Below are 20254 nucleotides of genomic sequence, written 5' to 3'. Positions count from 1 at the left end.
GGCCTTCCCTCCACCCGGGATTGCCCGATGAACCGCTTCAGCCAGCTCGCCACCACCGCATTGATTGCCCTGTCCAGCGCGGCCAGCGCCGCCCCTGCCCCGCACTGGGTGGCGAGCTGGCAGGCCAGCCCACAACCGGTCTGGGGAGCGGACTTCCTGTTCCCGCCACTGATACCGGCGTCGCTGCACGACCAGACCTTCCGCCAGACCGCGCGCATCAGCCTGGGCGGCCCGCGCCTGCGGGTGCGGCTGAGCAATGCCCATGGCACCCGACCGCTGCGGATCGGCGCGGCCAGCGTGGCAGCGCGGGCAGATGCGGCCCCGCAAGCCCTCAGCTTCGGTGGCCAGCCCGGTGTGCTGATCCAACCCGGCCAGGAACGGCTGAGTGACCCGCTGGCACTGGCCACGAGCAACCGGCAGGCCCTGATGGTCAGCATCTTCGTGCCGGAACAGACGTCATTGCAGACCTTTCACTGGGACGGTCGCCAGACCAGTTGGATCGCCCCCGGCAACCAGATCCTGGCCCCCGGTCTTGAAGGGGCCAGCGACACGACCGCCCGCCTGTTCCTTACCGGTATCGAGGTGGAGGCACCGGCCAGTGCGCGCAGCGTAGTGGTGATCGGTGATTCGATCACCGACGGCGCCGGTGCCAGTCTCGACCGGGACCAGCGCTGGACCGACCACCTGGCCGCACGCCTGGTTCCACACGGGGTGGCGGTGGTCAATGCCGGGATTTCCGGTGGCCGCCTCTTGCGCGACGGCATGGGGGAATCCGCACTGGCCCGCTTCCAGCGCGATGCGCTGGATCGGCCTGGCGTGGCCAGCGTGATCGCGCTGATCGGCATCAACGACATCAGCTGGCCGGGCACCGCGTTCGCCCGGAACCAGGCCCGGCCCACGCTGGCTGAGCTGCAGGCGGGCTATCGGGCCCTGGCCGAGCAGGCCCATCGCCGTGGCGTCCGGATCGTCGGTGCCACCCTGCCGCCGTTCGCCGGCGCCCTGCCCGGTACGCCGCTGGAAAACTACTACCGGCCGGAGAAGGACACCCTGCGCTGGCAGCTCAATGCCTGGCTGCGTTCGGACAGCCCGTTCGACGCGATGATCGATCTGGATGCCGCGCTGCGCGACCCCGCCGATCCCTCGCGGTTGGCCGCTGCCTACGATTCCGGCGACCACCTGCATCCGGGGGATGTGGGGAACTGGGCGATGGCAGAAGCGGTGGACCTGGAAGTCCTGTTGGGGACATCCACGCATGGCGTGGATCGACCGTAAGCAACGAAAAACCCCGGGCAGGCCCGGGGTTTCGTCGCATCCGGCTGGTCGGATCGGCTTACTTGCGCTTCTTGCGCACGTACAGCACCAGCGAATGCTCTTCCAGTTCGTAGCCATGCTCGGCCGCGATCTTGCGCTGCAGCTCTTCGATTTCGTGGCTTTCAAACTCGATGATCTTGCCGCTGTCCACATCCACCATGTGGTCGTGGTGACCGCCGCGGTCCAGCTCGTAGACGGCCTGGCCGCCTTCGAAGTTGTGCTTGAGCACGAGGCCGGCGGCCTCGAACTGGGTCAGCACCCGGTAGACCGTGGCCAGGCCGATTTCATCGCCATGCTCCAGCAGCTGGCGGTAGATGTCTTCGGCGGTCATGTGGTGTTGGGCATTGCGCTGTTCGAGCAGCGCCAGGATCCGCATCCGTGGATGGGTCACCTTCAGGCCGACTTTTCGCAGGTCGTGGGTTTCCATAGGTCTCCGTTCATTGGCGATTTAGCGCCAGCTGCCTCGGATTGGGTCGCGGTGGCACGCCGGGAGTGTATCATCGGATCGATTTCCCCAACCGCCATTCCCGATGCGCAATCTCCTGCTGGTCGCCGCCGTCGCCCTGTCCACCACGGGCTGCGGCATCATCTACAAGCAACCCATCTATCAGGGCAACCTGATCCGGGAAGATGCCGTGGCCAAGCTGCAGGTCGGGCAGAGCAAGCAGCAGGTCACCGCACTGCTGGGCACCCCGTCCATTCCGGACCCGTTCCACGCCCAGCGCTGGGACTACACGTCCAGCCAGCGCGTGAACCGCCTGGGCCGTACCGAAGTGAAGAACTTCACCGTGTTCTTCGAGAATGACAACGTGACCCGCTGGGAAGGCGACTACTTCCCCGGCAACGACAAGGCCCTGGCCCAGCAGACCGTGCGCCAGTTCGGCCGCAACCTGCCGAAGGACAAGAAGAAGAAGGGCCGCTGAGGCTCCCTGCCCGTCCCCAGGTACGGGTTGCGGGCATCAACCGCCGCGCGCGCGCCGCCGGCGGTTGTCCTTGGGATCGGCCAGCAGCGGGCGCAACAGCTCGATGCGGTCGCCATCCAGAAGCGTCTGCTGCGGGCGCGCCAGTACGCCATGCACGGCCACCGCTGGACAGTCTGCACTGCCCTCCAGCCCAGCAGCAGCGATGGCATCGGCCACGGTCGCGCCCTCATCCAGCTGCAGCCGGCGCGACAGCACCTGCTGCGGCCAGGCCAGCACCACCTCGACCTCGATCATCGCTCAGGCCTCGTCGGCGACGCGGACGAAATCGTTGACCATGCGATCGGCCAGCCCCTGGAAGCCGATCGCCAAAGCAGGGCCCAGCAGGCGCGAGCTGGGTTCGAATTCCAGGGTGAGGGTGACCTTGCAGGCATCCTCGGCCAGGACATGGAATTCCCAGCGGCCGTGCAGCCGCTTGAACGGACCATCGCGCAGCTGCATGTCGATGCTGTGCGGGCGCTGCAGGGTGTTCTCGGTCTGGAACCAGGTGCTGAACGAACCCAGGCCCAGGTCCAGGCGTGCCACCAGGCGGTCCTCGCCCTGCTCCAGGATCTGGGCGGCCGAGCACCAGCGGAAGCGGCGCGGATAGGCCTGGACGTCGTTGACCAGGTCGAACATGCGCGCGGCCGAGTGTTCGACCAGGGCGCTGCGGCGGATAGTAGGCATGAATACAGGACGTTTCGGCAATCGACCGGGCGGGCCCGAATCGGAGACAATACGGAAATGAGCAAGAACAGCGGCAAGGATAAAGCAAAGAACGCGACGGCCAACAAAACCATCGCGTTGAACAAGCGTGCCCGCCACGAGTACCACATCGAAGAGCGCTTCGAGGCGGGCCTGGCCCTGCAGGGCTGGGAGGTGAAGTCGATCCGCGCTGGGCGCGGCAACATCATCGACGCGTACGCCTACGTGAAGCGCGGCGAGATCTTCCTGATCGGCGCACAGATCACCCCGTTGATCCAGGCCTCCACTCATGTGGTGGCCAACGACCGGCGTGAGCGCAAGCTGCTGCTGCACCGGAGCGAGATCGACAAGCTGGTCGGCAAGGTCGAACGCGATGGTTACACCATCGTGCCCACGGCGATGTACTGGAGCAAGAACAAGATCAAGCTGGAAGTGGCGCTGGCCAAGGGCAAGCAGACCCACGACAAGCGTGATGCCGCCAAGGACCGCGACTGGGCGATCGAGAAGCAGCGCGTGATGCGTCGCGGCAACCGCGACGCGTAAGGCGTCTGCGCATCATCCTGCAGAGCCGAGCCATGCTCGGCTGCCTTGGCCTTTTGTAGAGCCGAGCCATGCCGGGCTCTACAAAAGGCGGGTCACCCCGCCAGAATGCCCTGCCTGCGCATCCGCGGCGCCAACGCCGCGTGCATCACCGCCAGATGCATCACGACCGCCAGTTCCGGTGCATGGCGATCATCACCCGCCCGCCACCTGCGGGCCAGTTCGGCAGCATCATCCGGCAGCAACGACAGCAACTGGGCATCATCCAGTGCATCGGCCGCACCCTGCAGCTGGCGCGCCATCTGTCGCGACTGCCACACATGCACGCCGATGCTGAGGCTGGCCAAGGACATCAGGACCAGGGCCAGCCCATGCTCGAACCATTGCGAGAGCACTTCCGGCCCCCACAGCAGGGCCGCCAGCACTGCCAGGCCCGGCAGGCGCCACCCCAGCCAGTGGATGCGGCCGCGCTGCGCCCAATGCACCACCACCGCGCTGGCGACGAGCGCCGCAGCTGCCGTGGCCGGCAGCTCGGTCAGCCAGGTGGCCGCCAGCAACACTGCCAGCACCGCCCAGACCCAGCCGGGCGGCAACGCGCGCCGCTGGTAGTCGGCACCGACCGGCCCGACCAGCTGTCGCAGGCTGCGTTGTTGGCTTGCATCAGTCACCCATGGTCTCCGTGTCTGTCCTGGCTCGGATGGTCGTCGCCAGTGTGTCGCAAATTCGCGCCGACGAAGTTAGCAATCCGCTATGACGGCGGCTCTACAACAAGTTGTGGATTGACAGCACGCACATCGTGACCAAGGCCCTCAGGCCATCGACAGGTCCTTGCTGAGGAACACCCTGGAGGTGCCCGGCGGGTCACATGGCACTTCGCCGAACACGGTCCACCCATGCTTTACATAGAAGTCCGGCGCCTGGAAGCTGATGGTGTACAACACGCCGGAGCGACACCCGCGGCGCCGGGCCTCATCCTCCGCAGCCTTCAGTACACGCGACCCGATGCCGCTGCCGCGATATGCCTGCGGTAGATGGAACAGGTCCACGAACCAAAGCCCCAGCGAGGTCCGTCCGGTAAGGCCTCCGACCACTTTACCTGTGACCGGGTCCGTGACCAGCACCGCCAGCGTGCGACGGTCTGCGTAGCCCGCTGCGTCCAGATTGAACTGATCCAGGCCTGTGCCAATCATTTCCAGCACCTCGGTGCCAGGCACATCCGTGACTACGATTTCAAGCTTCATGGCGCCCCTCCATTGGCTGCGCATCAGAACTCGGATGGTATCGACCTGGCCCCCGGCCCTGCCGGCCCGCTGCGTTCCCAGAGGCTGTTCGGGTCTGGCTCCAACACAGATGATCACCGCGAATGATCGGAACAGAGCGACACTTGCCCCCCATGCATCCGGCCGTGTGGAAGCAAGGTCGTGACCGCGACCCTTCCAGGGCAATCCCTGACACGTCAAGGAACCACGGCGAAGAGGACGTGACTGTTCAGGCAGGATGCTGTACTGTTGCCGACGTTGGGCAGGGCCAGTTCCAGCGTTTTTCGCCGGTACCGGCCCACACGCCTTGCAATGCTTGAAGAAACCGGGGGTGCATTGGTTTCGACGGGGGTTGTGAAGTCGCCTGGCGCATGCCGAGGGGGTAGCTTTCCTCGTAAATCCAGCTGCAAAACTCTAGTTGCCAACGACGACAACTACGCTCTGGCCGCTTAAGGCCTAAGCCTCGAAACCGCTTGTGTCCATGCTCGCGGTGTAGAGTCACTATCATGGAATCGCGCTGGACGGCTGCCTGTCAGTCCGGCACTAGAACACAACAGGCTGGTTCCCGGATGCGCTTTGCACACCGTGCTGTTCGGGAACGAGATCCAACGGTGAGCTAAGCATGTAGTGCTGGGGATGGAGTGCCTTCGGACGGCGGTTCAATTCCGCCCACCTCCACCATCTGTATGGCCTGTCGAGGCCGCAAGAAGCCGGATCTCCCGTAAAGGAGTTCCGGCTTTTTTGTTTCCTCTCTTCGCCGGCACACGCCGGGAAGCCAGGGCAACGGCATGTCCGCCGAACTGGAACAGCGCAAGAGGCCCGCCGCGACCCGTGCGGCGCCGGCCGGGAAAACATGCTTGAACGGCGCTACACCTTGTCGCGCTTCAGGTTCTTTGTCCCCTGCCAGATCATTCCTGCACCAGCCAGGATGATGAGGAACATCATGACGCCCCCAACGGGGCCGAGATCCATCATCGCAAACGCGATGATGGCAAAGAGGATGAAGGCGCCGCCCAGCGCGAACAGTACTTATGGCGGGCGGAGTCTGAGCGTCGGGGCCGGTCTGGTTCATTCGATTCATTCCTTTGAAGTGCAGAAAGTCTGCGGATGGCGTGATCAGGAATGCGGACATCCGAACGCCTATGCTCCTGAGGCGGAGCATAGGCCAATGCGGTGTGAATTCAACATCCCGGCCCCGGAATCCGTGCCAGCCGCGGACAGCCCTGGCGCTCATCGCCCCGGGCTCACCTTCCAGAGCTCGTACGGACCTTCGGTCATGATGCGCGTTGCCCGCCCGTCCGCAGCAAGTGCATCAACCGCAGTGCGCAGAATCCGATCCCGCTCCTGGCCACCTGCCGAACCGGGTGAGCGGACGATAAGGTACTCAGCAGCGATGTCCCCCAGGAATTCCAGCGTGTGCTCCGGGGTATCCACCAGAGAGGGACGTGTCAGCGCGATGATGTCGATGGGCTCGTACCGAACTGGCAGCCAGAAAGCCTCCCCTCCTACATCCCCCACAGCGCGCGTGCGCGGCGCTTCCTGGGAGAGCCGCTGGGCCATCGCTTCCAGGCCGATGTCGCGCCAGGCTGCCGCACGCCGCGAGGCCGTGTCCAGCATGGGGCGATCAAGACGTGTATCGAAGGCCCGGGTGCCTGGACCCCAGGCGCCGGTCACCAGGCACATCAATGCCGACGCTACCGCGATCGAGAAGATCAAGGCACGCATGGTCCTGCTCACGCCGGGGCAGGCCCGCCACTTCCACGCTGTCTGCTGGAGAAGGAAGCCGGCAAACATCATCAGGCTCAGCAAGGGCGTGATGAAGTAATTTCCATCCGCACCCGATGCTTCGATGTAGCGATTCCCCAGCAGCATCGGGAAGAACAGCAGTCCCAGCAGAAATACAGGAACGGCGCGCTGCCAGGCAACAGGTCGCCGCCAGCCGAGGATCATCGCCACCAATGGCAGTCCAAGCCATGCATTGCCCGTCCACAGGATCTGCAGCAGCGGGTACTGCCGTGGATCGAACAGGTACGCCAACAGGGCCTTTCCCGGAGGCAGATAGACAAGCAGGTCACTGGTCGGGAGGCGGCCCACCGGGGACTGCAGCGGCATGCCCCAGGCGGCAAAGAGATCGAGCGCGGCATTGGGCGCAACAACAGGCACTCCCGCCAGCCACCATGTACGCGCGGTGATCAATCCCACCAGCACGATCGCGCCAAGCAGCACCCCTGTGGCAATCGCAGCGGCAGGCTGCCTCCGGCGAAGTCGCTGGCGCCGCCAGCGGACGAGCGCGGGAATCGCCAACACGCCGATGGCCAACGTGTAGGGAATGTTGGACAGCCGGGCCTGGCTCGCCAACAACGACGCAGCCACCGCGATCCAGAACCAACCAACACCGCCCCTGTTGCCAAGCCGAAGCACGGCCAACAGTGCGACAGCAAGCAGCAAGGCCGCCAAGGCGTCTCCCTTGGCCGTGATTGAAATGTTGGCGAACGCAGGAAGCGTTGCAAGCAGCGCAACAACATGAGAGCGCAAGACGCGGCCCACGCGCAGCTCGCGCAGGACCTGTGACGCAACCCCCAGGGTGGCCAGCCAGCAGCCTATGCTCAAGCCGATGATGGCGGGAATGCTGCCGATGGCCGCCAAGGGAACCTGGAGCAGCTCAATCAGTTTGGGATAGTAGTGAACGGGGGCTACAAGACCTTCGCTGCGGAATATGTTGCCACTTGCGATCAATGCGCGGTCGGCCGCCAGGCCATACCAGTTGGAATCGAAATCCGAGGAAACAGAGGCCTTCGCAAAAAGCACCAGCATCAGCGTCGCAATCAAGGCCGTGACTGCCGGTGTGCGCTCAGCCCCATGCCGGATGCCCGACAGCAGCATCCCTCCCAGCCACGGACCACGCCGCAGGATCAACATGCCCCCAAGTACCACGGCGGCGATCCCAGCGAGTGCCTGCATGCTCCCCGCGCCAGACAATGAAGCCACCCACAGCAGAAGCGAGCAGGCCACAAGGCCGGTCATGCCGACAATGACCTGTTGGGCCGGATCGCGCTGGGAGACCCCTCCAGCCAGGGCAACAAGGCATCCACCCAAGGCGAAGATGCCCTCCAGATAGATGTAGCTGGCCAGCATTGCCACATCCACACCATGGTGCCTGGCATAGAGGGCGGAAACAGCGGCAAGACCTATCCAGAGAGCAGCACCCCGGATCAGCTTCAGCGCTCCATACAACGCGAAAAAGAGCACGGATGACTCCAGGGCGCCCTGCCAGGCTGCTGGCTGCCTTACATGCCAGCCCCACACGCCGGGACCGACCAGGGACCAGATGGGAACCAGGATGAAAACCAGTACCAGTGCGCTTGCGAGTACAAGCCTCCCGACGGGTGGTTTCACGCTTGCACTCGGAGGTTGGATGGGAGGGCGCAGATTACTGGCTGCTGCTGCGGGCGTCATCCCTGGAACGCAAGGGCGCCGGGAACACACCCCAGCGAACGCCAGACCACTTCATGCCAGCCCGGCCCGCACTACAGCCAGCGCCGGACACGCTGGCGGAACCGCCGGTACGCCTCCGGAAAGCGGATCGACAATGCCCGCTCTTCCGGCACGATCTGCAACCGGGTGATGTACAGCACAAACAACGGTACGGCCAGCAGTGCGACGAAATTCCGCAGGTACAGCATGCCGCCGGCCAGGACAATCGCCTGGCCCAGATACATTGGATTGCGCGAATAGCGGTACACGCCGTGCGTGACCAGCGCGCTCGACGCGGAGGGACGCAACGGGTTCACCGTGGTTCGAGCGCGCTGAAACGCCAGCTTCGGCAGAAGGTTCAGTGCCACGCCGACGGCCATCACCCCTCCCGCCAGCAGCGCGGGCATCGGTAGCGGCAACGCCGTGCCCGGACAGTAGCGGCTGGCCAGGTAGCCTGTCGCCCCGCACAGCAGCATCACCAGCGGCGGTGGAACACGGGTCTCAAGCCACGTCATCGCGATTCCGGCATGCGTCCATTCACTCCAGTGTCACATGGGAATGCCTGAATCGCCCGGCTGGCAGTGCTTCCGCGGCACAAACCGACCGCCCGGTATCTTCCGCTTTGACATGCCGGCCGCTAGAGTGGCGCCACCGCGCAGGAGGATCGTATGGCAACCACGGGCTTGGGCTTCATCGGCCGCACGACCCTCATCATCACCGTGCTGCTCACCCTGGGCGGTTGCGCCACGTTGCGCCAGTTCGGGCCATCGGTGCAGGTGGCCTCGGTCACGCCCGGCCAGTACATCGCGCTCAAGCGCGGCGACATCCTCACCACCGGCAAGCTCAGCTCGGCGACGATGGAAACCCTGCGTGTGGCTGGCCTCGATGAAAGCGTCTGCGCCAAGCCTGGCCTGCCCTGCATCGAAGCGATGGAAGCCAGCATCGTGGTGCGCGAGGAAGACAAGCGGTCGAGCCTGGCCGAGCTGTGGCTGCAGTACGCGATGACCTTGCCGGCGCCCAAGCGCGAGTACTCCGCCTCCGGCCGGGCGAAGACCACGATCACCGAGCTGGATGCCGACTTCCAACCGCGCCTGGACGCATGGATGCAGGTCGCGCGGCAGGCCTACGGCTATCTGTTCTTCACCGAGCGCACCGCCAACCAGCGCGGCTTCGAAGACCGCCAGACACAGGTGCGCGACTACTACAACCTGGCCGTGCAGGAAGCCTCCGTGCAGCTGTACAACGCGTATGCCACTGGCCGCGTGCACAGCGAAACCAGCCACTTCCAGCTGGGGCGCTGGACCTTCGTGCTGGCGCCCTCTGGTGAGCCCTCACCCCTGGACACGCGCACCCCCAGCGAGCTGGTGCCTGCGGCGTCGCTGTCGTTCACCGGCACGCTGCGCAGCGTGCACCGCCGCGATGGCTTCGGCGCTGAACTGGTGGCGGTGATGACTGACCCCGCCGGCGCCACGGCCAGCACTACGCCGGCGGAGACGCCTGCGGCGAAGGCCAGCGCTTCGGCCACACAGCGCTGGAGCGAGATGCCGTCGCCGTCGATGACGGTGCTGCTGCGCTTCTCCGGAAAGAATCTGTGGGAAGTGCTGCACGACGACGAGCCGGAACTGGAGATCCATGACCCTTACCAGGTCACCGAGGTCACCCTGCACGGGCAACAGGTACCGCTGGCGGCGAACTTCACTGCGGGCTACGCGCTGTGGCTGGCCCGCTCCAACTTCAGCCACCAGTCGCTGCGGTCGCTGTTCGGGAGCAAGGGCGGCATCGACTCGCCGCACCTGTACATGATGCAGCCCTATGATCCGAATCGCCGCGTGCTGCTGATGATCCATGGCCTGGCCAGCAGCCCTGAAGCCTGGGTCAACGTGGCCAACGAGCTGATGCGCGACGACGAGATCCGCCAGGACTTCCAGGTCTGGCAGTTCTACTACCCGACCAACATGCCCATCGCGATGAGCCACGATGCGATGCGCCACACGCTGGATGAGGTGTTCAAGCATTTCGACCCCAGCGGCAAGGCGCAGGCGTCGCATGACATGGTGCTGGTCGGGCACAGCATGGGGGGCGTGATCGCACGGTTGATGGTCTCCTCCTCTGGCGACCATCTGGTCGAGACCCTGCTGGCTACCGCGCAGATGACACCCGCACAGCGCGAACTGCTGCGCACCAAGGGCGCGCCGGTACTGACCTTCCTGCCGGAACCGGAGGTATCACGCGTAGTGTTCATCGCCACGCCGCACCGCGGCACCGATGTCGCCGGCACCCGGCTGGGCCGCTGGATCGGCCGCCTGGTGCGGCTGCCGCTGACCGTGCTGGAGGATGTGGCGACCATCGCCAAGGATGGCCAGATCGATCGCAATGATGGCAAGCACGGCTACCAGATGAACAGCATCCAGAACCTGGACAAGGATGATCCGTTCGTCCGTGCCGTGGCCGACCTGCCAATGTCACCGAAGGTCCACTACCACTCCATCATCGCGCGCGCCAAGACCGACGGCCCGCTGGAGAAGACCGACGATGGGCTGGTGCCGTACTGGAGCTCGCACCTGCCGCATGCGGACTCGGAGAAGGTGATCGTGTCCGGGCACAGCGTGCAGGAAGCCACCCCTTCCATCGTCGAGCTGCGCCGCATCCTGCATAAGGACATGCAGGAGCACGACCGCTAGAACAAGTAACCCACATCCTCACGGCCGCTGCGTATCCCGCGCGGCCGCATCACAGCGGCGGCGCACGGGCTTGCCGGAAATGCGGCGGGCGCAAATTCCTCAGTCTTCTCCGCCGGCCGCAGCTTCGGCGATCAGGTCAGCCACCGCGACCGGCTGCGATGCCAGCGACGCGTGGCTGGCATCCAGCGTGATGGTGGCACGCGGCTGCATGCGCGCCGCCATCCGCCGCTGGTTGTCAGGGTGGATCATGTGGTCAGCGCTGGAGACCTGGTACCAGCCAGGCTTGTGCCGCCACGCCGGATCGCTGATGGCATCGCCGAACGTGCTCGCCAGCGGCGCCTTCTGCGTGACCGCCATTACCCGCGCCTCGTCGGCCGGCAGGTCCTGGCAGAAGCTCTCGTGGAATCTGTCGGGCTGCAGCCACAGGTAGCCGTCGCTGTCCGGTGCCAGATTGGCTGCCGCCTGCGGCAACTGTTGCTGGGTAATGCCGCCGGGGCTCTCGCCCGCATCCGGCGCGAACGCGGCGATGAAGACCAGCCCCATCACGTTGGGTTCGTTTCCGGCCTCGGAGATCACGGCTCCACCATAGGAATGGCCGACCAGCACCACCGGCCCCTGCACCTGGCGGATCATGCGGCGGGTGCGTTCCGCGTCGTCGGCCAGCGATGTCAGGGGTAGTTCCACGGCATGCAGGTCGTGGAAGCCTCGGCAATCAAGCTCCAGGATCACCTTGGCCCAATGCGCGGCGCTGCCCCAGACACCATGGACCAGAATGATGCTTGGCTTGCTCATCTTGCAGGACTCCTCACTTGGATGGGATGGTTGGCTGGCAGCAGCCCGCGCTGCCTGAAGCCACCCGACCAGACTACGGATCGCACCCGCCGTCGTGCCGCTGCAGACAGGCGAGCTGCTGCTGATGCCGCATGGCCGGACGCATCGCATCGCCTGCGCCGCCGACGCGCAGGGGCCGGCTCGCCTGACCACAGCATCGTTCGGGTTCGATGGCCCGGGCAGCCGTCTGCTGCTCGATGCCCTGCCCGGTTGGTTGCATGTCCCAGGGGTGGACCGGATGCCAAATGGATTTCCTGCCAACTCGGCCGACTGGATGGCGGTAACCCTGGCCGCGATCCAGGCTGAAGCGTCCCGGCCTACGCTCGGCAGCGGCTTGATGCTGTCACGCCTGCTCGACCTGTTGTTTGTCTGGACCCTGCGCTACTGGCTGGGAACGTCCGGTCCACACAACTGCCAGCGTCTGCACGCCTTGGCTGACCCGGTGATCGGACGAGCATTGGCGTTGATGCAGGCCCGGCCCGCACACGCATGGACCGTCGAGTCACTCGCAGCGTGCCTGAATCAGTCCCGCTCGAATTTCGCGCAACGATTCAGCCTCGCAACTGGCATGTCACCGATGCGCTATCTCGCTGAATCACGACTGCAGCTGGCCGCACAGATGCTGCGCAGTGGTAATCGGCGGGTGTCGCAGATTGCCGGAGACGTCGGGTATCTGTCCGAACCCGCATTCAGCCGTGCGTTCCGCCGGGCGTTCGGCATGAGTCCGAATGCCTGGCGCCAGCAGGCACCGGTGACATCCGACTGAGGGAAATCCCTCATCGCGCGTGCGCACCCACCCTCCTATGCTGGCCTCACATTCCCCGCAGGAGGTCCTCATGAACACGCCAGAGCCCAGCCGCCAGCCCAGCCCCGATCCGGCCGAGCGCGACGCCTTCTTCCCGTCGCCGTACTCGCTGTCGCAGTTCACTTCAGCGAAGAGCAATCTGTCCGGCGCCGACTATCCCGACGCGCGCCGTGACGGCCGCTGGAAGGTGCTGATGATCGCGGCGGACGAGCGCTACCTGCCCACCGCCAATGGCCATCTTTTCTCCACCGGCAATCACCCGGTGGAGACCCTACTGCCGATGTACCACCTCGACAAGGCCGGTTTCGACATCGACGTGGCCACGCTGTCGGGCAACCCCGCCAAGTTCGAGTGGTGGGCCTTCCCGCGCGAGGACAAGGAAATTTCCGGTCTGTACGAGCGCTACGCATCGCGCTTCCGCCAGCCGCTGCCGCTGTACGAAGTGGTCGCCGGACTCGATGCGGATTCGGACTATGCCGCGGTGTTCATCCCCGGCGGCCATGGCGCCCTGATCGGACTGCCGCAGAGCCGCGCGGTGAAGGCCGTCCTGCACTGGGCGATGGCCCAGCAACGCCACATCATCACCCTGTGCCACGGCCCGGCCGCACTGCTCGCTGCGGGCGTCGACGAGGCCGATGGTGGTTCGCTGTTCCGCGGCTATCGCATCTGCGCCTTCCCCGATGCGATGGACCGGCAGACGCCGGAGATCGGCTACATGCCTGGACAGTTGCCGTGGTTCTTCGGTGAGCGCCTGGCACAGCAGGGCGTGCAGATCGTCAACGACGGCATCGATGGCAGCGTGCTGCAGGACCGACTGCTGCTGACCGGCGACAGCCCGCTGGCCGGCAATGCGCTGGGCAAGCTGGCCGCACGAACACTGCTCGACGTGCTGGCCGGGCGCTGACCGGGATGAGCGATCTGGTGCAGGCGTTGCTGGAACTGGAACGCGCCCGCGCACTGAGTGCGGTGGGTGCGGGATTGCGCAGCATCTCTGCACCGCTCGGCTATGATCGCGTGCTGGTGTTCGCCACCGGCACCGGCCTGGAGCGCGGCACGCAACGGGTGTACTGGATCGAGGGCGACTGGTTCGGCGATGGCAGCGATACCGACCTTGCGCGCTACCTGCACGCCTGCCCGGTCAATCGGCATGTGCTGGACAGCGATGCGCCGTTCTTCTGGAGCAAGCGCCAGGGCACACGCGGCGAGCGCTACCAGGTGGTGAAACAGCCGCGTGGCGAAGGCCTGCATGGCCTGCAGGTGCCCGTGTTCGGCATCACTGGCCTGGAAGGTGCGATCAGCTTTGCCGGTACGTCGATCGATGCCTCAGGCAGTGCTCGCCTTCTACTGGAAGCTGCTGCAACTGCAGCATTCCGGGCCGCGCGCCGGCTGGCTGAAGCTCCCGCCGGGATTGCTGGAAGTAGGTTGAGCGCACGCGAGCGGGAAGTGCTGCGCTGGGTCGCTGCCGGACGTCGCCAGGCAGACATCGCGGCCACGCTGGGGCTGTCGGCACGTACCGTGGAAAACCACCTGCGTCGTGCGCGCCAGCGCCWGGGCGTCGCAACCACCGCCCAGGCGGTGCGCGCTGCCGGTCGCCGAGGCGAGATCGAAGACTGATCGGGGCGAGGCACTTCCGACGATACGGCCCGCGTGCTACACACGCCATGCGCATGTGCGCGATTGCAGAAAGCAAGGATGATGCTGATGAAACTGCAACTGGCTTCGATGGCTGCACTGATTGTGACGTTCGCTGGAATGATGTCGTCCGGCACGGCGAGCGCGGGGGTGCCGACCCCGCCCGGCAGCATAACCCGCTGCGAACCGTTTGAAGTGGAGCGCTATCGCTTCCACCAGCATTGCATCGTGACCATGCCCGACGCGGACGGTGAGATCTTCCTCAGCGAGTACTGGGTCGACGAGTACGGCAATCCCTATCTGATGTAAGCCCCATCGACAAGGAGCGTGAGGATGAGACTGCATCAAGGTTTTCCGGCATGTGCGTTTGCCGCCGTGCTGGCCGTGGCTGCACTGGCCGCGGTCGGCACCACGATGGCGGCCGAAGTCGTCGAGGTCCAGGAGGAATGCGTGCCCTTCCGCATTGCTGGCAACGTATTCCACCAGCGCTGCACGTCGTACGTGATCTACGACGATGGCACCCGCGAAGTCACAGGGCATTACAACCGTGACGAAAACGGGATGATCTACGATCCCTGATCGCACCTGCGCGGTCTGCCGGGCGGAATCTCCACGGTCCGCCCGGCATCTCCAGCCGCCCATCCGGGCATACCGCTGCCCTCGCCTTCCATGGCATGCTGCGTGAAACCGTTTTCATGGAATGGAGGGATTCCACGATGTTGTCGCGTTTCCGTCGCCCTGCACTGTGCGCGCTGCTGGCGCTTGCTCTGCCTGCCGTCGCCTGGGCTGCTGCACCGGCGCCACTGAAAGTGATGTCGTTCAATGTCCGCACCCCGGCCGACACCGAGCCGGGCAAGCGCTGGCCCGACCGCCGCGCGGCGATGGTCAAGGTCATCCTTGATGCGCATCCGGCGGTGATCGGCACCCAGGAACTGGTGAAGGAACAGGCCGACTACCTGTCCGAGCATCTGCCCGGCTACCGCTGGTTCGGCGAAGGCCGACGCGGTGGCAGCGGCGACGAGCACATGGGTGTGTTCTACGACAGCAAGGTGCTGGCCATCGAGGCATCTGGCAACTTCTGGTTGTCCGACACGCCCGACGTACCCGGCAGCATCACCTGGGGCAACCTCTATCCGCGCATGGTTACCTGGGCCCTGTTCCGGCGCATCGATGATGGCCGCCGCTTCTATTTCATGGATACCCACCTGCCCTACCGCGACGAGGATGAGCCGCGGCGGGTAAAGGGCGCCAAACTGATCGGCAGGCATCTGGCCACGCTTCCGGCGGGCCTGCCGGTGGTGCTGACCGGTGACTTCAACAGCGAGCCAGGCGGCGACACGTACAAGGCATTCACCGGCCTGCTGCAGGACACCCGCACCCAGGTGAAGGCTCCGCAGGGGCCGCGGCTCACCTTCCATGATTTCACCGGCAACGCCACCTCACAGCTGGACTGGGTGCTGGTGCGCGGCTTCCACGCGCGCAGCTTCCTGACCGATGACCGCCGCATCGGCGGTGTGCTGCCTTCGGATCACTTCCCGCTTGTGGTCGAACTGGACTGGCCGAAGCACTGAACCTGCACGGCAGCCGTGGTTAGGGCCGCGGCTGCCGCGACAACAGCCTGTACAGCGCCTGATGCTGGTCGCGCGCCTGGCAGATGCGGGCGCCGACGGCGAGAAACACGGCGATGCCGATCAGGCCCAGCCCCAGCATCGGATCCTGCAGGCGCATGAAGCCAACGGCGGCAGCCATCGTCGCCAGCACCATCAGGACCACGACCGCCACCGACAGCCCCGCGCCGGGCGGGCCCGGATCACCGAACAGCATGCGCTGGGTATCGCGTTTGTCATCGCTCATCGCCCGCCCTCCCAAGAGACTGCCTCCACTAATTACAGGGCGGGCCCGGAATAAGGCAGAGTCAGATGCGTCATAACCGTGACGGGCACCACATCTCAAGGTGCAGCGATGTCGTGGACCGTCAGCTGCACGCCGCGAGCCGCCGGGCCTCAGGATAGCGGCCTGTTCATGAATGTCAGTTCGTGGTTTGCGCGATAGCATGAGCCCGGCAAGGAACCCCCGCCTCATTCACAGGGAGCGTGCTCGATGGCAAGAAACTGGATTGTGCTGGGTGATCCCCTGAGCAGCGGTGGCCAGGTGCTGCAGGGGTCTCCGATGACGGATATCGACGGCAAACCGGTGGCGCGCATCGGCGATCCAGCCCTGTGCAAGCGCCATGGCCCCACGCGCATCGTGTCCGGCGACAGCACGGTGATCATTGACGGGCAGCCCGTCGCGCGCCATGGCGATCTCTGCGCATGCGGATGCTCGTTGATGTCCAGCCAGCAGTCCCACGTGTTCCTCGAACAGGGCGGCGGCGGCGGCTCGGCGGGAGGCTCGGCGGCGGCGGTTGCGGGCAAGGTGGCGAGCGTGGCCGGCATCGCCACGGGCCTGGCAGGCAAGCTCGGCAGCGGCCGGTTCGATCAGGCCCTGCGCTTCCTGACCCCGTCGAGGGAACCGCTGCCCAACGTGCCTTACACCCTGGAACTGGACAACGGCGAGCAGGTGCGCGGGACCACCGACAGCAACGGTGCCACCGCCCGCGTGCAGACTGACACTGCGGTGCGCATCGTACGCGCAACGCTGAGCGAGCCCAGTGGTTCAGCCACCTGCTGCAGCACCGTCAACGGTGCCGAGGATACGGTCAGCTTCGCGGTGGACGGCGCCGGAACGACCGAAGAAGCCTTCGGCGAATCCGTGGTGGAGGTCGAGGCCAAGGGGCACGAGCGCAGCCTGACTGCCGGCGAGATCGACATCGCACGCAAGGTATTCGGCAGCAGCGTCGACTATGCCCGGGTAAAGGTGCACAACCATGGATATTGGCTGTTCTTCGGATTCCAGGACAAGAACACCGCCGTCACGCCCAATGGCGAGATGTACTTCCCGAAGGGCGTTCACGAAGACGACTATTCGGCACTGGGCGTGGACAAGCAGCACTGGTTCATCCACGAGATGGTGCATGTGTGGCAATACCAGCTGGGCTATTCCATCAAATGGGTCCGCATGTTCCGCCCCAACATGAAATACGACTACGTGCCGTCGAACGACAAGCGCCTGTGTGATTTCAACATGGAGCAGCAGGGCGACATCCTGGCCGACTACTTCGTGGCAGCGTTCACCAGCGAGGCCTACCAGGCCACCATCGCCACGCGGGTGGGAGCCTCCAACGTAGCCTCAGCGCTGGCCCCGATGCTGTCCGATTTCCTGGCCGATCCCACCGCAGTGTCCAACCTGCCCAACACCAAGGAATGAGCACAATGCGTACCCTGCCCCTGCTTGCCCTGTTGTGCATGCCTGCCCTGGCAGGTGCGGCAACCACGCGCCATGCACCGGCACAGGTGAAGGATCAGCAAGGGACGCCTTGCGTATCGGCGGGCGATGAGCGTGCGCCGGTGACCGTGGACCACGTCCAGCTGTTCGAGCGCAGTGGTGGCCGTGAGCAACCGCTGGCCACCGCCGAGCTTGATGGCACCAGCCAGGCACTGGCGCCGGGCCACTGCCTGCGCCTGGATGAGCAACCTGCGCTGCGCGGCGTCGCCCTGACACCCGGCAAGGCCTATGGCGTGGTGCTGGTGTCATCCGTACCCGGCCGCGACGGTCCGTCGCGGCGCTGGTACCGCGGCCTGTTCTGCGTCGTGGGGCAAGGCGCTGAACGCCGTGTGCTGCCCCTGCGGGATACGCCACGCGAGCGGCAGAAGGACCTGGCCGCCTGCCAGCTGCGGCAGGCGCCGTGACCGGCACGGTCACGGCGGAAAGGCCGGCACGGGCGCAGCGCCCGTACCGGCCCCGATGCCCTCAGGCGTAGAGCGCCTGACTCAGCGCGCGGCCGCCACGCTGGGGGGCTGCGGCGACTGGCCCCAGCCGCCCAGCGCCTTGTACACGCCAACCACGCTGACGTTGACTTCGGCCTCGGCGGCCGCCAATGCATCATCCGCCGCCAGCTGTGTGCGCTGCGCATCCAACAGGGTCAGGAAGTCCTCCGAGCCCTCACGATAGCGGATCTGCGCCAGCGATTCGGCGCGTCGTGCCGCTTGCGCCTGCTCGACCACGATGGCCAACCGTGCCTGCTGCTTGGAATAGCGGGTCAGCGCGTTCTCGGTGTCTTCCAGCGCCAACAGCACGGCCTGCTCATACTGCGCAGCCACACCCTCGGCCTCAGCCTTGCTGGCACGCAGGCGTGCACGCACGGTGCCGAAGTCGAACGCGGCCCAGCTCAGCGACGGGGTCAGCGACCAGGCCTTGTTGTTGCCATTGACCAGGCCACTGGCTTCGCCACCGAGGAAGCCGACGAAACCGGACAACGACAGCCGCGGGAACAGGTCTGCGGTCGCTACGCCCACGCGCGCGGTCGCCGCCGCCAGGCGACGCTCGGCCACACGCACGTCGGCGCGCTGGCGCAGCAGTTCGCGGGTATCGCCCAGCGGCAACGCCTTGGCGAACGCCGGCACTTCATGTGGTGCCAGCATCGCGGTCAGCATTTCCGGGCGCTGGCCCAGCAGCACCGCCAGCCGGTTGCGCGACTGCGTCTCGGATACTTCCAGAAGCGGAATGTCCGCCTCGATCGCCTTCAGCCGTGCACGGCTGCTCTGCACGTCCAGTTCGCTGCCAGCGCCCAGCTCCCAGCGCGCCTCGGTCAGCTTCTGCGTATCGCGCAGGTTGACCAGGGTGTGCTGGGCCACCGCGATGCGCTTCTGCGTACCGCGCAGCTCGAAGTAGTTGCGCGCCACTTCGGCGGCGACCAGCACCTGTGCATCGGCCAGGTTGGCCTGCTCGGCATCCAGGTCGGCGCGCGCGGCTTCTGCAGCACGGCGCTTGCGGCCGAACAGATCCAGCTCCCAGCCGGCGTCGAAGCCGAGCTGGTAGCTTTCACTGAACACCCGCTGCCCACCCAGCTGCGGATCGGGTTGCTTGCGGCGGTCGTAGCTGCCGCCTGCGGTGACGTGCGGCGCCTGGTCGAAACGGCTTTCGACGAACACCGCACGGGCCTGGCTGACGCGGGCCACGGCCACGCGCAGATCCAGGTTGTCCGACAATGCGCCGTGCACCAGTTCTTCCAGCACCGGGTCATCGAACTGCGCCCACCAGCTCGCAACCGGCGAGGTGGTGCTGAACACCGGCTGCTGCGCGCCCTGCAGCACCACGGGCTCCTGTACCGGCGCCTTGTAATTGGGGCCGACGCTGACACAGCCTGCCAGCACCAGGCTGGAGACGGCCATCGCCAACGTGCGGATCACCATGGCAGCACCTCGCCCAGGTAGGTGAAGCTGCCACTGGCGCCGGATTCACCGATCAGCGCCATTTCCACGCTGGAACGTGCGCCTTCACTGATTTCGATTTCGCCGTTGCCGCCGTTCATATCGGTCTTCACGTAACCCGGATGCACGGTGTTGACCTTGATCGGGGTGTTGCGCAGTTCGTAGGCCAGACTCAGCGTCCAGCTGTTCACCGCTGCCTTGGAGGCGTTGTAGGCCGGGATCTTGAAATCGTAGATGCCCGACGCCGGGTCGGCGTGCAGGGTCTGCGAGCCGAGCATGCTCGATACGTTGACGATGCGGCCGGACTTGGCCTGCTTGACCAGCGGCAGGAAGGCCTGGGTCACGGCCACCAGCGCATACACGTTGGTGTCGAAGGTGCGCTTCCAGGTATCCAGCGACTGTTCCGACGGCGCCTGCGCGGGGTTCTCGATCATGATGCCGGCGTTGTTGACCAGGATGTCGAGGCGGCCATGGCGCTGGCGTACCTGTTCGACCGCTTCGGCGATGCTGGCGGCATCGGTCACGTCCAGCTGGATGGCTTCCACCGGCAGGCCCTCGGCCTGCAGCTTCAGCGCCTGCTCCACGGCGGTCTCGCGCTTGCGCCCGGCCAGCAGCGTGTGCACGCCGGCCTGGGCCAGCTGGCGCACGGTCTCGGCGCCGATGCCACGGGTAGCGCCGGTGACCAGCGCGATCTTGTTCTGATGGGAGTTCATGGATTCATGCCTTGTGAGGGGAAAGCCGCCGCCGG

23 protein-coding genes and 1 other RNA gene are annotated in these 20254 nt (G+C 65.7%); 13 read left to right on the top strand and 11 right to left on the bottom strand.

Annotated elements, in window-relative coordinates; translation table 11 throughout:
- Positions 1-27 precede the first annotated feature (27 nt).
- Positions 28-1272, top strand: a complete 1245-nt coding sequence (locus tag D7Y61_RS00235) for an SGNH/GDSL hydrolase family protein (protein ID WP_180864472.1) — start codon at positions 28-30, stop codon at positions 1270-1272.
- A 58-nt stretch (positions 1273-1330) separates the two neighbouring features.
- Here D7Y61_RS00235 and fur read toward each other — a convergent pair whose 3' ends face one another.
- Positions 1331-1738 (bottom strand): ferric iron uptake transcriptional regulator, encoded by a 408-nt coding sequence (gene fur, locus D7Y61_RS00230; RefSeq protein WP_108749330.1) that lies wholly within the window; start codon positions 1736-1738, stop codon positions 1331-1333.
- A gap of 103 nt (positions 1739-1841) precedes the next feature.
- Between fur and D7Y61_RS00225 the strand changes: the two genes are divergently transcribed.
- A complete protein-coding gene (locus tag D7Y61_RS00225) occupies positions 1842-2234 on the top strand; it encodes an outer membrane protein assembly factor BamE (RefSeq protein ID WP_057496829.1) in 393 nt (130 codons plus the stop codon).
- Between the two features lie 36 nt (positions 2235-2270).
- Here the strand turns inward: D7Y61_RS00225 and D7Y61_RS00220 are convergent, their stop codons facing one another.
- Entirely contained in the window at positions 2271-2528 is a 258-nt protein-coding gene (locus D7Y61_RS00220) for an RnfH family protein (protein WP_180864471.1), read from the bottom strand.
- A gap of 3 nt (positions 2529-2531) precedes the next feature.
- Positions 2532-2957 (bottom strand): type II toxin-antitoxin system RatA family toxin, encoded by a 426-nt coding sequence (locus tag D7Y61_RS00215; protein ID WP_180864470.1) that lies wholly within the window; start codon positions 2955-2957, stop codon positions 2532-2534.
- A gap of 57 nt (positions 2958-3014) precedes the next feature.
- Between D7Y61_RS00215 and smpB the strand changes: the two genes are divergently transcribed.
- Positions 3015-3518, top strand: coding sequence for an SsrA-binding protein SmpB (gene smpB, locus D7Y61_RS00210; RefSeq protein ID WP_180864469.1), 504 nt, complete (start codon positions 3015-3017; stop codon positions 3516-3518).
- 92 nt (positions 3519-3610) lie between these two features.
- Here smpB and D7Y61_RS00205 read toward each other — a convergent pair whose 3' ends face one another.
- Positions 3611-4183 (bottom strand): hypothetical protein, encoded by a 573-nt coding sequence (locus D7Y61_RS00205; protein ID WP_180864468.1) that lies wholly within the window; start codon positions 4181-4183, stop codon positions 3611-3613.
- A 141-nt stretch (positions 4184-4324) separates the two neighbouring features.
- Positions 4325-4756: a GNAT family N-acetyltransferase gene (locus D7Y61_RS00200; protein ID WP_180864467.1), complete on the bottom strand. Its 432-nt coding sequence runs from the start codon at positions 4754-4756 to the stop codon at positions 4325-4327.
- 345 nt (positions 4757-5101) lie between these two features.
- On the opposite strand from D7Y61_RS00200, the gene ssrA reads away from it, so the two are divergent.
- Positions 5102-5455: a transfer-messenger RNA gene (ssrA, locus tag D7Y61_RS00195) on the top strand.
- Positions 5456-6004: 549 nt separating this feature from the next.
- Here the strand turns inward: ssrA and D7Y61_RS00190 are convergent.
- On the bottom strand, positions 6005-8023 hold the full coding sequence (locus tag D7Y61_RS00190) for a hypothetical protein (RefSeq protein WP_180864466.1): 2019 nt from the start codon (positions 8021-8023) through the stop codon (positions 6005-6007).
- 278 nt (positions 8024-8301) lie between these two features.
- The gene (locus tag D7Y61_RS00185; protein WP_180864465.1) at positions 8302-8763 is read right to left on the bottom strand and encodes a methyltransferase family protein; all 462 of its coding nucleotides are present in this window, start codon (positions 8761-8763) and stop codon (positions 8302-8304) included.
- Between the two features lie 153 nt (positions 8764-8916).
- Here D7Y61_RS00185 and D7Y61_RS00180 point away from each other — a divergent pair, with 153 nt between their 5' ends.
- Positions 8917-10929 (top strand): esterase/lipase family protein, encoded by a 2013-nt coding sequence (locus D7Y61_RS00180; protein WP_180864464.1) that lies wholly within the window; start codon positions 8917-8919, stop codon positions 10927-10929.
- A 99-nt stretch (positions 10930-11028) separates the two neighbouring features.
- Here the strand turns inward: D7Y61_RS00180 and D7Y61_RS00175 are convergent, their stop codons facing one another.
- Positions 11029-11721, bottom strand: coding sequence for an alpha/beta hydrolase (locus tag D7Y61_RS00175; RefSeq protein WP_180864463.1), 693 nt, complete (start codon positions 11719-11721; stop codon positions 11029-11031).
- A gap of 94 nt (positions 11722-11815) precedes the next feature.
- Between D7Y61_RS00175 and D7Y61_RS00170 the strand changes: the two genes are divergently transcribed.
- From D7Y61_RS00170 to D7Y61_RS00145, 6 genes are all read left to right on the top strand, one after another.
- On the top strand, positions 11816-12526 hold the full coding sequence (locus tag D7Y61_RS00170; RefSeq protein ID WP_345776211.1) for an AraC family transcriptional regulator: 711 nt from the start codon (positions 11816-11818) through the stop codon (positions 12524-12526).
- Between the two features lie 70 nt (positions 12527-12596).
- Positions 12597-13469, top strand: coding sequence for a glyoxalase III HchA (hchA, locus tag D7Y61_RS00165; RefSeq protein ID WP_180864462.1), 873 nt, complete (start codon positions 12597-12599; stop codon positions 13467-13469).
- Positions 13470-13474: 5 nt separating this feature from the next.
- Positions 13475-14179 (top strand): PA1136 family autoinducer-binding transcriptional regulator, encoded by a 705-nt coding sequence (locus D7Y61_RS00160; protein ID WP_180864461.1) that lies wholly within the window; start codon positions 13475-13477, stop codon positions 14177-14179.
- 87 nt (positions 14180-14266) lie between these two features.
- Positions 14267-14506 carry a hypothetical protein gene (locus D7Y61_RS00155; protein ID WP_258010158.1) on the top strand — a complete coding sequence of 80 codons (240 nt, stop codon included), beginning with the start codon at positions 14267-14269 and terminating at the stop codon, positions 14504-14506.
- A gap of 24 nt (positions 14507-14530) precedes the next feature.
- The gene (locus D7Y61_RS00150) at positions 14531-14776 is read left to right on the top strand and encodes a hypothetical protein (protein ID WP_180864459.1); all 246 of its coding nucleotides are present in this window, start codon (positions 14531-14533) and stop codon (positions 14774-14776) included.
- Between the two features lie 137 nt (positions 14777-14913).
- Complete coding sequence (locus tag D7Y61_RS00145) at positions 14914-15768, top strand: endonuclease/exonuclease/phosphatase family protein (protein WP_180864458.1); 855 nt, start codon at positions 14914-14916, stop codon at positions 15766-15768.
- Between the two features lie 19 nt (positions 15769-15787).
- Here the strand turns inward: D7Y61_RS00145 and D7Y61_RS00140 are convergent, their stop codons facing one another.
- Complete coding sequence (locus D7Y61_RS00140; RefSeq protein ID WP_180864457.1) at positions 15788-16051, bottom strand: hypothetical protein; 264 nt, start codon at positions 16049-16051, stop codon at positions 15788-15790.
- 246 nt (positions 16052-16297) lie between these two features.
- Between D7Y61_RS00140 and D7Y61_RS00135 the strand changes: the two genes are divergently transcribed.
- Positions 16298-17503 carry a PAAR domain-containing protein gene (locus D7Y61_RS00135; protein ID WP_180864456.1) on the top strand — a complete coding sequence of 402 codons (1206 nt, stop codon included), beginning with the start codon at positions 16298-16300 and terminating at the stop codon, positions 17501-17503.
- Between the two features lie 5 nt (positions 17504-17508).
- Complete coding sequence (locus tag D7Y61_RS00130) at positions 17509-17985, top strand: hypothetical protein (protein ID WP_180864455.1); 477 nt, start codon at positions 17509-17511, stop codon at positions 17983-17985.
- An 81-nt stretch (positions 17986-18066) separates the two neighbouring features.
- Here the strand turns inward: D7Y61_RS00130 and D7Y61_RS00125 are convergent, their stop codons facing one another.
- Together D7Y61_RS00125 and D7Y61_RS00120 are read right to left on the bottom strand one after the other, a co-directional pair.
- Positions 18067-19488 carry an efflux transporter outer membrane subunit gene (locus D7Y61_RS00125; RefSeq protein ID WP_180864454.1) on the bottom strand — a complete coding sequence of 474 codons (1422 nt, stop codon included), beginning with the start codon at positions 19486-19488 and terminating at the stop codon, positions 18067-18069.
- On the bottom strand, positions 19482-20219 hold the full coding sequence (locus D7Y61_RS00120; RefSeq protein ID WP_008265682.1) for an SDR family oxidoreductase: 738 nt from the start codon (positions 20217-20219) through the stop codon (positions 19482-19484). Before D7Y61_RS00120 ends, D7Y61_RS00125 begins: the two co-directional genes overlap by 7 nt.
- Between the last annotated feature and the right edge of the window lie 35 nt (positions 20220-20254).

This window comes from Stenotrophomonas maltophilia (assembly GCF_013464485.1).
Taxonomy (GTDB): domain Bacteria; phylum Pseudomonadota; class Gammaproteobacteria; order Xanthomonadales; family Xanthomonadaceae; genus Stenotrophomonas; species Stenotrophomonas maltophilia_AW.
This window is presented reverse-complemented; position numbering and strand designations above follow the sequence as displayed.

Bases quoted from the DNA above. Each gene is read 5' to 3' on its own strand.
- D7Y61_RS00180 (WP_180864464.1), top strand. From the start codon at position 8,917: ATGGCAACCACGGGCTTGGGCTTCATCGGCCGCACGACCCTCATCATC.
- D7Y61_RS00140 (WP_180864457.1), bottom strand. From the start codon at position 16,051: ATGAGCGATGACAAACGCGATACCCAGCGCATGCTGTTCGGTGATCCG.
- D7Y61_RS00200 (WP_180864467.1), bottom strand. From the start codon at position 4,756: ATGAAGCTTGAAATCGTAGTCACGGATGTGCCTGGCACCGAGGTGCTG.
- D7Y61_RS00235 (WP_180864472.1), top strand. From the start codon at position 28: ATGAACCGCTTCAGCCAGCTCGCCACCACCGCATTGATTGCCCTGTCC.
- D7Y61_RS00150 (WP_180864459.1), top strand. From the start codon at position 14,531: ATGAGACTGCATCAAGGTTTTCCGGCATGTGCGTTTGCCGCCGTGCTG.
- D7Y61_RS00225 (WP_057496829.1), top strand. From the start codon at position 1,842: ATGCGCAATCTCCTGCTGGTCGCCGCCGTCGCCCTGTCCACCACGGGC.
- D7Y61_RS00215 (WP_180864470.1), bottom strand. From the start codon at position 2,957: ATGCCTACTATCCGCCGCAGCGCCCTGGTCGAACACTCGGCCGCGCGC.
- D7Y61_RS00175 (WP_180864463.1), bottom strand. From the start codon at position 11,721: ATGAGCAAGCCAAGCATCATTCTGGTCCATGGTGTCTGGGGCAGCGCC.
- smpB (WP_180864469.1), top strand. From the start codon at position 3,015: ATGAGCAAGAACAGCGGCAAGGATAAAGCAAAGAACGCGACGGCCAAC.
- D7Y61_RS00130 (WP_180864455.1), top strand. From the start codon at position 17,509: ATGCGTACCCTGCCCCTGCTTGCCCTGTTGTGCATGCCTGCCCTGGCA.
- D7Y61_RS00155 (WP_258010158.1), top strand. From the start codon at position 14,267: ATGAAACTGCAACTGGCTTCGATGGCTGCACTGATTGTGACGTTCGCT.
- D7Y61_RS00120 (WP_008265682.1), bottom strand. From the start codon at position 20,219: ATGAACTCCCATCAGAACAAGATCGCGCTGGTCACCGGCGCTACCCGT.
- D7Y61_RS00220 (WP_180864471.1), bottom strand. From the start codon at position 2,528: ATGATCGAGGTCGAGGTGGTGCTGGCCTGGCCGCAGCAGGTGCTGTCG.
- D7Y61_RS00125 (WP_180864454.1), bottom strand. From the start codon at position 19,488: ATGGTGATCCGCACGTTGGCGATGGCCGTCTCCAGCCTGGTGCTGGCA.
- D7Y61_RS00135 (WP_180864456.1), top strand. From the start codon at position 16,298: ATGGCAAGAAACTGGATTGTGCTGGGTGATCCCCTGAGCAGCGGTGGC.
- D7Y61_RS00185 (WP_180864465.1), bottom strand. From the start codon at position 8,763: ATGACGTGGCTTGAGACCCGTGTTCCACCGCCGCTGGTGATGCTGCTG.
- hchA (WP_180864462.1), top strand. From the start codon at position 12,597: ATGAACACGCCAGAGCCCAGCCGCCAGCCCAGCCCCGATCCGGCCGAG.
- fur (WP_108749330.1), bottom strand. From the start codon at position 1,738: ATGGAAACCCACGACCTGCGAAAAGTCGGCCTGAAGGTGACCCATCCA.
- D7Y61_RS00145 (WP_180864458.1), top strand. From the start codon at position 14,914: ATGTTGTCGCGTTTCCGTCGCCCTGCACTGTGCGCGCTGCTGGCGCTT.